Origin of the sequence: Nocardia goodfellowii (assembly GCF_017875645.1) — a bacterium.
Taxonomy (GTDB): Bacteria; Actinomycetota; Actinomycetes; order Mycobacteriales; family Mycobacteriaceae; genus Nocardia; species Nocardia goodfellowii.
The window spans coordinates 4,793,668-4,806,677 of sequence record NZ_JAGGMR010000001.1 but is presented as its reverse complement, the minus strand read 5'-3'; the positions used below and the strand labels follow the sequence as shown (position 1 = coordinate 4,806,677).

At 65.0% G+C, this 13,010-nt stretch carries 12 protein-coding genes; 2 read left to right on the top strand and 10 right to left on the bottom strand.

Annotated elements, in window-relative coordinates:
• The 6 genes from BJ987_RS22215 to BJ987_RS22190 all read right to left on the bottom strand — a co-directional run bounded on the left by BJ987_RS22215 (position 1) and on the right by BJ987_RS22190 (position 6,594).
• Positions 1-819: a lycopene cyclase domain-containing protein gene (locus tag BJ987_RS22215; RefSeq protein ID WP_209893376.1), complete on the bottom strand. Its 819-nt coding sequence runs from the start codon at positions 817-819 to the stop codon at positions 1-3.
• Complete coding sequence (locus tag BJ987_RS22210; protein ID WP_209893373.1) at positions 816-1,751, bottom strand: phytoene/squalene synthase family protein; 936 nt, start codon at positions 1,749-1,751, stop codon at positions 816-818. Before BJ987_RS22210 ends, BJ987_RS22215 begins: the two co-directional genes overlap by 4 nt.
• Before the next feature lie 3 nt (positions 1,752-1,754).
• Complete coding sequence (gene crtI / locus BJ987_RS22205) at positions 1,755-3,257, bottom strand: phytoene desaturase family protein (protein WP_209893370.1); 1,503 nt, start codon at positions 3,255-3,257, stop codon at positions 1,755-1,757.
• Positions 3,258-3,274: 17 nt separating this feature from the next.
• Positions 3,275-3,976, bottom strand: a complete 702-nt coding sequence (locus tag BJ987_RS22200; protein ID WP_209893365.1) for an acetoacetate decarboxylase family protein — start codon at positions 3,974-3,976, stop codon at positions 3,275-3,277.
• Between the two features lie 168 nt (positions 3,977-4,144).
• Entirely contained in the window at positions 4,145-4,912 is a 768-nt protein-coding gene (locus BJ987_RS22195) for a terpene synthase family protein (RefSeq protein ID WP_209893363.1), read from the bottom strand.
• Between the two features lie 158 nt (positions 4,913-5,070).
• Positions 5,071-6,594, bottom strand: a complete 1,524-nt coding sequence (locus BJ987_RS22190) for a prenyltransferase/squalene oxidase repeat-containing protein (protein ID WP_209893360.1) — start codon at positions 6,592-6,594, stop codon at positions 5,071-5,073.
• A 247-nt stretch (positions 6,595-6,841) separates the two neighbouring features.
• On the opposite strand from BJ987_RS22190, the gene BJ987_RS22185 reads away from it, so the two are divergent.
• On the top strand, positions 6,842-7,156 hold the full coding sequence (locus BJ987_RS22185) for a hypothetical protein (protein WP_209893357.1): 315 nt from the start codon (positions 6,842-6,844) through the stop codon (positions 7,154-7,156).
• Between the two features lie 169 nt (positions 7,157-7,325).
• Positions 7,326-8,852 carry an ABC1 kinase family protein gene (locus tag BJ987_RS22180; RefSeq protein WP_209893354.1) on the top strand — a complete coding sequence of 509 codons (1,527 nt, stop codon included), beginning with the start codon at positions 7,326-7,328 and terminating at the stop codon, positions 8,850-8,852.
• Positions 8,853-8,888: 36 nt separating this feature from the next.
• Here BJ987_RS22180 and BJ987_RS22175 read toward each other — a convergent pair whose 3' ends face one another.
• Genes BJ987_RS22175 through BJ987_RS22160 form a run of 4 tightly spaced genes read right to left on the bottom strand, consistent with a single transcriptional unit; the run spans position 8,889 to position 13,000 of the window.
• Positions 8,889-9,878: a beta-ketoacyl-[acyl-carrier-protein] synthase family protein gene (locus tag BJ987_RS22175; RefSeq protein ID WP_209893352.1), complete on the bottom strand. Its 990-nt coding sequence runs from the start codon at positions 9,876-9,878 to the stop codon at positions 8,889-8,891.
• On the bottom strand, positions 9,875-11,095 hold the full coding sequence (locus BJ987_RS22170; RefSeq protein WP_209893350.1) for a cytochrome P450: 1,221 nt from the start codon (positions 11,093-11,095) through the stop codon (positions 9,875-9,877). Before BJ987_RS22170 ends, BJ987_RS22175 begins: the two co-directional genes overlap by 4 nt.
• On the bottom strand, positions 11,092-11,349 hold the full coding sequence (locus BJ987_RS22165; RefSeq protein WP_209893348.1) for a phosphopantetheine-binding protein: 258 nt from the start codon (positions 11,347-11,349) through the stop codon (positions 11,092-11,094). Before BJ987_RS22165 ends, BJ987_RS22170 begins: the two co-directional genes overlap by 4 nt.
• Position 11,350: 1 nt before the next feature.
• Positions 11,351-13,000, bottom strand: a complete 1,650-nt coding sequence (locus BJ987_RS22160; RefSeq protein ID WP_209893346.1) for an AMP-binding protein — start codon at positions 12,998-13,000, stop codon at positions 11,351-11,353.
• Between the last annotated feature and the right edge of the window lie 10 nt (positions 13,001-13,010).

Below are 13,010 nucleotides of genomic sequence, written 5' to 3'. Positions count from 1 at the left end.
TCACCCTGTCTCGGAAAGTTGTGGCGATCGCCGGTCGGACGAGCGGCGCAGTGCTTTCGGTTTGATCGGCAGTCGGCGGTGGATTTCCGGATGGCAGGCCAGCACCAGGCCGTCGATGACCAACAGGCTCGTCAGTGTGAAGAAGGCGATTTCCTCGACCGGTAGCCCGCCGACCTCCCAGCCGGTGGTGTATCGGGAGGAGATGGACCAGGCGCCCGCGTCGATGGCGACACGGTCGGCGACCACGAAGAACGCGACCGGAGCCAGTGCGCACAGCCGCAACAACCGGAACCGGCGCAGCACGTCAGCACCCACCGCACGCTGCAGCGCCAACGGAATCCCCGTCAGCACCAGCGAAGACCCGAAATACAGCAGGTGCTCGAAGGAGACCGCGAGCACGAACCCGACAATGACCAGTGCGGTCCATAAACTGGTGGCGCCCAGCCGGTTCAGTGGCGCCGAAGCCCAGGGCCAGGGTCCGTCCGGATGATATCCAGCCACTCGATGGGCTATCAGCGTCAATGTCCAGATACCCACGATCAGCACCTGCGCTGCCATGAAGCCCAGTTCCTCGAACGGCACCCGGAACACGGTGCCCGTCACCGAATTCGGCGGATAAGACCACACGCCTTGCCTGATGATCCAGCTGTCCCACGGGGTGGTCCAGCCGACGGCGACGACGACCAGTACGCCCAGGGTCACCGCGCCTATTCGCAGCGTCGTGCCGAAACCACGGGCGCGCAGGGTGAAAGCCGCGAGCAACACCGCGAGCAGCAACGCAGGCAGTATGAAGACACCCAGGAAGTGGGAATAGGTCACGACTCGGCTCCCCTTCGCTGTGCGGGCTGCCCGAATTCGCTTCGGGCGCTTCGATAAGCGGGGACAGCCACCGCCAGCCTCCGCGCGATACCGACTTTCGCGCGTCGGTGCAGGATGTCGTAGTCCGCTGCCTCGATCGCGTCGAGGATGCCGGAGTACAGGTGCAACGCGGTCTCGATGCACGGGCGGCTCGCCGGTTCGAGCATGCGGATACCGCCCCAGGCGTAGGCATAGATGTCGCGTGTCCTGGCGATTTCGAATTCGATCAGCCGGCGCACCGCGGCGTTCGGGTGGCGGGCGGCAAGGTCGTCGGTGGTGACCTCGAACCGCGCCAGGTCTTCCTGTGGAAGATAGACGCGCCCGCGGGCCAGGTCCTCGCCGATGTCCCGGATGAAGTTGGTCAATTGGAACGCCTGCCCGAGCGCTTCGGCGCGCTGGTAGGCCTCCTCGTCGAGAGGCCCGAGGATCGGGGTCATCTGCAGACCGATCACCGCGGCGGATCCGTACATGTACTTTGCCAGGTCGTCGAAGCTCGGGTATCTGGTGACGGTCAGATCCTGCTCCATCGAGGACAGGAACGCCTCGACGTACGCCACGGGGATCTGCCAGATGCGCAGCGTATGCGCCAGCGCGCGGCACACCGGATCGGCGTCGCCGCCCGCTTCGAGCTGGCGAGCGACATCCCGGCGCCACCGAGTGAAATCGGCTGCGCGCGTGGCCGGTTCACCGTTGTCGACGATTTCATCGGCATACCGCGCGAACCCGTACAGCGCATGCACATAGGGCCGCTTCCATGGTGGAAGCAGCTTGGTCGCGAGGTAGTAGGAGCGACCGAATTTCGCATGGAGCCGGCGGCAGTGCGCGTAACCGGCCCGCAGGTCCGCGCCCTTGATTCCGGCCGCGTCCACGATCTGGGTATCGGTGAAGCGCATGGGTCATGCCCTGACCGGTCGGTGAGTGTGGATGCCGGTGATGCGCTCAGCGGCCAGCCGACCACTGATCAACGCCATCGGCACACCGACGCCCGGGTGCGTGCCCGCGCCCGCGAGCACCATGTTGCCGCCGAGCAGGTTCCGGGACCGGAACGGCCCGGATTGCCGGAACAGGTGAGCGGCACTGAACGGCGTGCCCGCGGGGCAGCCCATGTCCAGCCAATCCAGCGGAGTGACGGTACGCACCACGTCGACATCCTCCAGCAAGTCGTGGTAACCGTTGCGGCGCAACACTTTGCGCATGTACTCGAGGGGTCGATCAGCTTTGTTCTGCCAATCGATAATGCCGGTCTGCAGATTGGGTACCGGAAAAAGGACGAAGTAGCAGTGTCGCCCGGCCGGAGCGAGACCGGGATCGGAGACGGTCGGTGTGCTGACCAGGAACGAGGGGTCACTCATCGGTTCGCCCTGCTCGATGAGTTCGTCGAAGGTCTGCGCCCAATGCCGGCCGAAGTGGACATTGTGATGAACCTCCGGACTCCCCCCGGCTCCGCACAGCATCAGCAGACATGAGGGGGCGTACTCCAATCGCCGGATAGCACGTGGCTTGCGGCCCAGGAGTTCGGGCAACGCCAGCGCCGGGTCGGCGGTAATGACGACCGCGTCGCCTGGGATCCGGTCACCAGAAGCGGTAATGGCCGCCCGGAAGCGGCCTTTCGCGGAGGTCTCGAGCCGGATCACCTTGTCCTCGTAGCGGAAACGCACTCCGTTCGCTTCCGCCGCCGCGGCCAAGGCCTGCGGCAACGCGTGCATGCCTCCACGCGGTAGCCACGCTCCGCCGATGGTGTCCATGTAGGTGACCATCGAATACATCGCTCGCGCTGCCCGCGGCGCGACTCCGACATACATCGCTTGGAAGGAGAAGATCTGGCGTAAGCGCTCGTCCCGGAAGTAGCGGTCGACACTCGCTTGGAGGCTGCCGAAACCGCCCAGCGCCGTCAACCGGCTCAACGCCAGTGGTGGCAGACTGCCGATGCCATCGAGATTGCGGTCCACGAAGGCCGGAAAGGCACATCGGTAGACCCGCTCGAGATGAGCACGGTAGCGCAGGTACGCGGTGGCTTCCGCCGCGCCGCAGACCCGTTCGATCTCCTCGGCCGCGCGATCCACATCACGGAAGACGTCGATATGGCTTCCGTCCGCGTAGTGCGCCCGATACGTCGGCTCGACCGGCAGCAACTCGATACGGTCGCGGGTCGTCTCGCCGACTGCCCCGAAAGTCTCGTCGATGAGTTCAGGCATGGTGAGAACGCTCGGGCCATAGCCGAGCCGATAGCCGCCCTCCTCGAGTACCGCGGCCTTGCCGCCGGGCTCCGCGGCCTGCTCGCACACCACGACTTCCCTGCCCGCACCGGCCAGGTGCAGGGCGGCGGACAGGCCCGCGAATCCCGCGCCGATGACGACGATTCGATCGGTCGGATCGTCCATGGTGTGGTCGGTGCGCATTCGATACCTCGTGGAACTCACTGAGCGGGCCCGGGCACGCCGAGCGTGGCCGACATGGTCTCGACCAGCAGACCCAGATGCCGGCCCGGCCGGATCAGGCGGCCGAGCAGATGCGGTGATTCGACCTCGACCTCGACCATGGCGAGTCGTGCGCGTCCAGATAGTCGCGCCGGAAAGATCTGAAACCCCTCGAGCGGAAACGTTTGCCCGACCGTGAAATTCTTCGCCATCGGGATGGCGGGGCCGAACCCGCGCGCGGTCGCTTCGACTTTCCACGGTACATCCGACGACGATCGGCAGGTCATCGTCCCGCTCTGCCCGGGTTGGCCTTCGAAGGCGGCGGGCACCTTCGGCAGCGACCAATTCGTCCGTCCCGCAACCATACTGGCAAGGGAGTCCACCGCGATGAACGGGCAGTGGAACGGGAAGTGACGCCCGTGCCGGAACGCGCTGGCGGCCAGGACCTCGCGATATCCGCCGACCGGACTTTCTTTGTATTCGATGATTCCCGCCATCGTCAGCAGGGGACGCGGGTGCACACGCTCGGTAGTTCGCAAGGCCATGGGCGTGACGGCGCCCGCTCGGCAGAACCACAACAGCGCGGAGCATCGGGTACGCCAGGGCGCCGGTGGAACCGAAGCCGGGAGCTGGTCGTCGAAGTCTCCGGGAAGCCGAGTTTCGGGTACGCCGAGAACGGCGGTGAGGTCGGCGAGATTCATCAGCGTTGTCCTTCGGTGGGCATCGATACCCCGCGTGCCACGGAAATATGTGTCTGCCGCTCGGGCACACCACCATAAAGTCGGCTCGGCGCCGATCTTCCAAACTGGGCTTGTGCCGGGTATCGGCGAAAACGCGGGCAAGTACGAGCCGAACGCATGCGGGCAGCCTCATACGTACCGGACATCGGCCCTGCGATAGAAGCCGACGCCCCATTCGGTCCATCGGGCGAGTTCGATCGCCGGTACATATTGCGTTGCGATGAGCGGCGCCAGCATCTGGGTGACCGTTGCGGTGTGCCGGTCGATCTCGGCTCGGACCCAGTCCGGTGAAACGCCGTAGTCCAGGATGTTGTTCTGGTTGCCTTCTCTTCGTTCCCGGGCCGCGGTCGCGAGGTCATTGGCCAGCCGAACGGCGAGGGTACAGCTGTCCAAGGCCGGCCCGAGGATCTTCAGATGGTCGAGCACATCGAGCTCACCGGCCATCGGGGTACCCGAATCGTGAATCCAGCGCGGCGGGTACACGATCCAAACCAGGATGCTGTCGGCGTGATCGAAGTACTCACCGATGTCCGGGGCATCGGCTGAGCCATCGTGGCCGCGGTGGCCGACGATCCAGTCGTGCTGGATGCCACTCAGACATCGGCGAAACCCCCCTTCCCACAGCGACGCAAGCGCGTCGTAGCGCGGTTGGCGCATCAGGTCGGTCTGCAGCTCCGATAACACCGTCAGCAGCGGATGGCCGCTGTCCGGATTCCCGGTTTCGATGATCGCGTTGCAACGCTCGATCATCTCGTCGAGCTGAGCCAGCGATGTCGTGGCGGCTTCGCTGAAGTCGTCCAGGACAGCGGTCCACACCTCCATCCGCGCCACCGCGGCGACTTGTTCCGGACTGCGCCACGGGCCGACCATCGCCTCGGTGAATACCACTGCCTCCACGATCGAGTGCTCGGCGAAGCCGCCGGGTCGGGTTGTGGCCCATCGGCGAAAACCGTTGAGCACCCGCAGCCCCAGCAGAGTGCCGGGTAGCGAACTCGCTATCGACGCATACCCAGTGTCAGAGGCGAATTGACCCCACTGGGATGGTGACCACTCATTCATGACCCGGCCCTTCCCCGATAGCGAAGCGAGTGTCTGCCGCTGATGGTGTGGGCGGCGAGGATCGCGGCGCGTACTACGCCCGGTGGGGTGTAGAGCCCTTTGCCGATCCACAGTTCGGCGAAGTCATTGCCGGGGAGGTGGTCAGCGAGATAGCGGTGGGCGCGCTGATAGCTTTCGCGTGCGGCTGGGCCGTGACAGATTTCCAAGACGTCCAGCGCGAGCACCGCATAGGCGGTTTCCTCTGGCTGGCCGCCGGCCATTCCCCACGAACCGTCGGCGTGCTGACTGTCCACCAGCCATCGCCAGGTCCTGGACAGTTCGCGGGGCACGGTGGCAGCGAGACCGAATACGGCCTGCGCGGTGGCGTAATAGGGTGACAGATGCCATTTGTCGTTCCACCACGCCCGCTCCCGGCGGGTGTCGAATAGAAACGTGGTCACTTTCGTGATCTGCGGCTGGAAACGATCACCCCGTCGTGTCAGCGCTTCGAGCACGCGGCCGTTCGCGCTCACCGGTGTACCCCGCTCATACGGATATCCGACGAAATGTGCCGGTCTTTCGAAGGACAGCAGTGCCTCCAGCAGACCGTTGTCGTCAAAGCCATACGCGCACAGGACGTTGGCGACCATCGCGGTATCGTCGGAGTCCGGTACCGGAAAATCCCGGCTGATGCCCAACCCGGGCCGATCCGGCTTCATCGCCGCGGCCCGACGGCGCAACAACGCTACTTGCCGGGCGGCGCTGGGTGGTCTGAGTCCGGCCCGGTGCAGGTGGTAGAGAACCCATGCCGGTTCGAAAACGTCGATCGGATAGACCTCCGGCATTCCGCCGTCACCGGTGGAATCGGCTGCGCGACAGAGATATCCGAGGGTGCCGGCGTTGCCGGTGGCCTCCCACACCGCGGCCGTAGCGGCAGGGTTGTCAGCCATCGCGCCGTCAGGCGACAAGTGGCTGACAGCCAGGTCCGTGTCGATAACGCCCTCGGCGGCCTCCAACGAGTACAGCACCGTCGTAGGTCCTGCGGAGGTGGCCGTGCCCGGGAAGTGCGCGAGCTTGGCGGCCCGCAATTCGCGCAGTTCGTACAGGCCCGCCATCGCGAGGCCGGAGGATCGTAACCGCTCGCTCAGGTATGCGGCGATGAGCTCGAAACCTACGGTCTCCGTAGCACTTCCGCGCCATCGACCACCGTGCGCACACAGATAACGCGCCCCACGCCGCCGTGCGGCCACCGCCCAGTCTCGCTCCAGGCCGTCCAACGCCGCAACCGCGGCCAAGGTGGCGACTGTTCGGTCGTGCGCGTGGGGTATGCGGCCACCCCATGAACCGTCGGAGTGCTGGTGCGTGCGCAACCAGTGCCGGGCCGCGGGAAACAGCGGCCCGCCATCTCGGTGCAGGCGGGCCGCCGCGGCGGTCGCGTACGCCATAGACGCCACCGGACGTTGCCCGATCCCCGCGACAATCCGCTCCGCCTCCGCGAGCGGATGCCACGCCGTCGATTTGTGGTTCGTTTCCAGCGTCATAGCCTCACCGATTCATCGTGCAGATTGCACAGAGAATTGAGATTAACTCCCCCGGTGGTCGGCGCGGCGCGGTTCCCTTTGGCCAAAGATCAATTCGGCAGCGCTCCAAATCAGTGTTGCGATTCGCGAGACCTCGATAGCTACTCTAGGTACCCGAGATCACACCTGGCCGACAAACCTGCAGCCTGACGGCGACCGCACCGACGCGTCCGGATTCGCCGGCTCGAAGGGGAAAGTAGATCAGAGCATGCCAGAGAACGAAACTCCCGTGGTCGACCAGCGGAATTCCATCACCGCCCTGGAAACCAGGGTGTCGCAGCTGGAAGACGGAGTGCTGACAGTACTTGCCCAGGCAGTCAACAGCTCCGGCAAAAAATCCGGCCGGGGTAAGCGCAAGCGCAAGACCGGCAAGAAGCGCAGAGGGTTGTCCAGGGTCATGGGCAGAATGCTCAAAGATATGAAAAAGACCGGCGACGACGTGTTCGACAGCACCAGCGACATCGAGCGGAGCATGCGAAGGGTCATGAAGCGAGCAGGAAAGAAGAAGAGCTGGAAGTACTGAGATCAGCCGACCGGACCTGCCAGGGTCCGCTGCGACAACCGGCTCCGACACGAGGGCCCGACGGCAGGATGATCTTTTGTACTCCCTGTATCTGAGGCAGCCCGCTCCGGGCCTGTTCGGCAAGCGGACCGCGAGAGATCGCCCGCCCCCGAACGCGAGTCGCGCTCGATTGCTGGCGACGGTGGTCAAATGCCTGATCGGTGACAATCTGGCAGATGACCAGGACGCCGACATCGCTTTCGCCGCACCGCAATCGGTGCGGCTCGACGGACCCGACCCCGCATTCTCGCGGGCACAACTGCGCGCGCGGACACTTCGTCAAGCACTGGAGGGCCTGGGCCCGTTCTACATCAAGATCGGCCAAATACTGTCCACCCGTCCCGATCTGGTGTCCGCGGCGACGACAATCGAGCTGGCGAAGCTGCATGACCAGGTAGCCGCAGCACCGTTCGCCCAGTTCGAGACGATCCTCGACCAAGAACTGAGATCGCCCTGGCGCGGGTATTTCCGCGACATCGACATCGAGCAACCGCTCGGCTCGGCCTCACTGGCGCAGGTCTATCGCGTGACACTGCCGAACGGCTCGCCGGCAGTGGTCAAAATTCAGCGTCCGGGCATTCGACCGGTAGTCCTCAACGATATGAAAACTCTGCGCCGGGTCGCGAAGCTGGCAGGACGGTGCGCCCCGCGCTTCAATGCCGTGGTCGACCTGGACGCGATGCTTCATGTGGTCTTCGACGCCATGGAAGCCGAGCTCGACTTCACCCTCGAAGCACAGAACATGGACAACGGCCGAAGGGCAGCCCGCGGCTTCAAGCATCTGAGTGTGCCACGAGTCGTCGAAGCCAGTCCGCGGATGATGGTGCAAACTCTCGCGCCGGGGATGTCTATCGCCGACGTGGACCGGGGCGCCTTCTCGAAGAAGGAGCGGAAGAATATCGGCCGAGATCTCTTGACCTTCATGTACAAGAGCTACTTCGTCGACAATGTCTTCCACGCCGACCCGCATCCCGGAAATATCTTCGTACATCCAGGCGAGAAGGCCTCGCTGATCGACTGGGGCATGGTAGGCCGGATAGACAGACACATCGCGCTGATGCTGGTCTTCATCCTGATCAGCGTGGCGCAGAACGATGCCCGCGCCACGGCCAGGGCCTGGATCGAAATGGGCCACGCGACACCATGGGCCGACACGCACGGCTTCTACAGCGACTTGTCCATCCTCGTGCCGAAGATTTCGACCGCGACACTCGAGGAACTGAACTTCGGGGTCACGCTGAGCACGCTGCTGGCCAACTCGACCCATCGCGGCATCTTCACCCAGCCGCATATCTCCTTGTTGGGCAAGTCATTCGCCAATGTGGAAGGGTCGGTGCGTTACCTCGCTCCCGAATTATCGATGGTCGAGGTTTTCGAGGACGCGCTCACCGACATAGTCATCGATCTACTCACTGGCTTCTTTTCGGACAAGCAATCCGCTCGGATGGCCCTCGATCTCATGCTCGGGAGCGAAGTCGCGCTCGAGCACATGCGCAAATTCATGACCGATCTGACCGAACGTGACTTCACCGTACGCGTGGGATTTCTCAACAGTAAGCAACTCACGACATGCCATGGCGTCGGAGCGAACAAGATCGCACTCGTCGCGCTCGGTGCGGCGGTCGGCGCGCTGTGGTCTCGCCGCCGGCCATCGTGACTCGGCAAGCATTGCGGCACAGACAGTTCGAGCCGGCTACCGGGCCGGCGCGATGTTCTCGACAGCCAGGCAGCTCGCGGTGAACCCGGCCCCCGTCGTTACCAGCAGCGCGACAGCACCTGACGGCAGCGCGTCGGCGCTGAAGATGTGGGCAAGGTTGGCGAGCATGTCCCCCGCGCCGAGATGACCGGTATTCTCTCCCAGAAGAACTTCCCGGTGTCGTAGCGGCTCGGGCAGAGCGGGCTGCACGCAGTGCCGATACACCAGTCGCCCGAGTCTGGTCGGATAGACCGCCACGATCCGGGGGTCGCCCGGATCCAATGCGGCCTCGTCGAGGCATCGATCGACTGCGGTGCGCACCGCGGTGCGAATAGCGGAGGCGTTGGACAGCACTCCCATGTCGGTGCGGCGATGGGGGTCAGGCGCTTTGAATGGATGACCGGCCGGGAAACTCGCCTCGAGCGTCGGATCTCCGGTGGTCGCGACCGCGCGCAACGCCAGCGGACCAGGTTCGACACTCAACAGGGCAGCGGCGGCGCCGTCACCGTAGATGACACCCGGCGCCATCGACCAGCGAGGGAAAGGTAGCGCGGTGAAGTCGGCCGAGGAGATGGCGATCGCGTGGGTCATCCCGGGCTCGAGCATGAGCTGGGCGGCGGCATGGGCGACGGCGGCCGCTCCGCCGTTGGACATCTGGGCGATCTCCAACGCGGTTGCCCGATCGGCACCCAACATCCGGGCAATGCGGTGCGCGGGTGACCACGGATGCTCCTCGGCGAACACCGCTGCGGTGTAGACCACCAGCGACACGTCGGCGGCGTGATGTTCTCCTGCCTCGAGCACCTCGGTGCAAGCGGCCAACCCCATTTCCCAACAAGGTGTTTCGGCAATACGGACCGACTCGGCCGGACACAGCGCCAGATCCCGTGGATCGAGTATGCCTGCCCCGACGGCATCGGCCGCGCGAGATATCCGAGTCGGCAGCACCGAGGCCGCGGCGGCGATATAGACGCCTTCGACTTTCATCGCGGCTCCAAACAAACATCGACCCGCGACGGGCGCCATTCGACTACCGCTGTGCTCCACGCCAACTCGTGAAATGGGACCACAGGTGTCAGTCGTGGAAACCGGCGAAAGAGGGCGGGTAGCGCTGTCGCGGCTGTCAACCGCGCCAGGGAAGCACCGACACAGAGATGGGGGCCGTGCCCGAAGGCCAGATGTGGAGGTTCGGCAGCGCGGCGATGTGGGCACATCGTAGACGCATCGGTATACACCTCGTCGTCCCTGTTGGCCGAGGCCACCGATACCACCACGATCGCTCCCGCGGGAATCGCGACACCGCCCAGCTCGAGATCCTCGGCCGCGAACCGCCAGGTGGCGTTGACTCCCGGTGGCTGATACCGAAGGATTTCCTCAACCAGCTCAGCCGTTGTCGCGGGATCTTCGAGCAACCTTCGTAACGCCGGTTTTTCGGCGAGAAGTGCTGCGGCGGCACTGATCAACGTGGCGCTGGTCGTCTGCCCGGCGGTCAGCGCGGCGAACACCGTTCCCGCCACTTCCGTTGTCGTCCACTCGTCGTTCGCTTCATGACCGAGCATCACGGTGAGCAGATCATTGCCTGGACGGTCACGTTTCGCGCCGATCAAGTCCACGACCAGTCCCATCAGGTCGGCGAACACGGTTGCCAACTCGGCCGGTGGCCGCCCTGACACCGAGGCTTCGGCGAGGCCGGTAATCGTTGCGACGTGCGCGTCGGGAATACCGAGGATTCGCGCGAGCACTGTCGCGGCGAGGGGTTGTCCGAAATCGGAATGCAGTTCTGGACAGCCGATTTCAGCGATCTCGTCCAGCAGCCGCGCGGTGATCTGTTCGATTGTCGGCCGCCACCTGAGAACCGCGCGCCGGGAAAGGAACGGTTGATAGACAGCACGCAGCCGTCGATGGTCCACACCGTCGGTGTTGACCGCATGACGACCGAACACCGCGAACATGTCATCGGGGTAGCGCCGCCCAGCGAATCCATGGGACGGATCGCTCAATCGGCCCACTTCTTTGATCAGCCGCGGATCGGTCAGTGCGGCTCGCGCTTCCGCGTACCGGGTCACCATCCAGACCGTCGGCCCACCGGGCAGCACGACCGGCACGACCGGCCCGGTTCGGCGGAGCTCGGCAAGCGCCGCGTAAGCGTCGGCGGTCTTGGACCATGCGGCAAGCTGTACCGCGCGCGGTGCGGTCTCTGTCATCGGCTTCGCTCGGTAAGTTCGGCCAAATCGGCCAGATCGGCTACGGTGCGAACTTTGAGCAGGCTTTCCTCCTGATTTAGCAGGCTCACCCCCAGGTCGTTCTCGACCCGCACGACCACCTCCACCAGGCGTAGCGAATCCACCCCGGGTAATGCCAGCAGCATGGCCTCCGGTTCGATAGCGGTCTCGTCGATCTGCAGTACCTCCGAAAGTCTTTGGCGGACAATATGGAACGTGGGCGTTTCGTTCGCCATCTCAGTGCCTCCCGCCTTCCGCGAGGCGGGCGCGCACGAGATTGCGCCGCCATTTCCCGCTGGTAGTTCGCGGCAGCCAGCCGCGGCGCACCGCCCGAACGTCGAGGCTGCCCAGGCCGAGGCGCTGCGCCACCTGCGATCGGACACGCTCGGTGACCACCGTCGGATCTGGTTCGGTCGTTTCGACCAGCAGCACCATGCGCTCGGAGTCGGTGTCGGCTACGGCGACGCAGTGACCACGGTGGACGCCGTCGATCCGGCCCGCGACAGCCTCGACATCCTCGGCGTGAAAGTTCCGGCCCGACACGATGATCACGTCTTTGATTCGCCCCGCGACGTACAACTCCCCCGCCCAGATAAACCCGGTGTCCCCGGTCCGCAGCCAACCCTCGCGCATGGCGGCGGCGGTCGCTTCCGGATTGTGCAGGTAGCCCGACATCACCGCCGGTCCACGAATTTCGATCTCGCCGAAATGGCGCTGCTCCAGTATCGATCCCGACTGGTCGACAATCCTGATCTCGGTGCGGCCGAACGCTGGACCGGACGAGACGACTCCCCGGGCGTCGGCAACGGGCGATTCCAGAACCGCGACCGGCCGGCCGTCCTCGAGGCTGTCACGCTCCAGGAACAGGATCGGTAGATCGGCGGGTTCCGGAGTGCCCGCGATCGGGGCGGCGATCTCGGCCATTCCGTATGCCGGTGTCATCACCGACCGTGCCGCCCCGAAGCGGGCGAACACCTCGGCGAACCGCGCGACGGTGTCCGGGCGCACGACTTCTCCGCCGTTCCACACCATCCGCAACGCGCTCAGGTCGAGTCCGCCGTCCGCCAGTCTTGCAGCAGCCGAAATCAATCGTTCCACCGCGAAATTCGGGATAGGAAACACCGTCGTCCCGGTCTCGGCGACATGCTGGAGGAAGGCGAGCGGGCGCCGAATGAACCACGGCGGGTCGAACAAATGGATGTCGGCGTCGGCGGCCATCGCGCACAGCAGCACGTGTAATCCGAAGTCGTGCGACAGTGGCAGCCACGAGGTGAAGACATCCGCGCTGGTGATGCGGCATACCGCGAGCACATCGCGAATGCCCGACAGGATTGCCGCATGAGACAGCGCGACCGCCTTCGGCATCCCCGCGCTACCCGAGGAGAATTGCACTGCCGCAATAAGGTTCGGATTCACCGAGCCTGCTGTCGGGCGAGCTCGTCGCGGGCGGCACCGACGCACCGCGAGAACATCAACCGCGCCACCGCTTTCGAGGGACTCGATGACCGATTCGAACAGCTCGGTCACCAACACCGTCCGGATTCGAGCTGTCCGCATCAGCGGAACGAGCCCGTCGACGAGTTCAGCGCCCAGCGCACCGACCGGCAGCACGGTCGCGGTCGCACCCGCCGCCAGTACTCCGAAGTACGCGGTCAAGAATTCCGGTGAGGCGGAGGCCAGAATCCCGACCACATCGCCCGGTCCGACGCCTCGAGCACGGAGTTCGACCGCGACGGCGTCCGCCAGCTCAGGAAGGTCGCGGTAGCGCAGGACAACGTTCCGCTCGGGAAAGCTGGCCTGACCCCGGCTCTCGCCGAGCACTCCCAACCAGTCCGCCAGTGCCTCGCACGCCGCCGGGCCCGTGTCCCGCGATGCCTCGATAGTCACTCCATCTCCT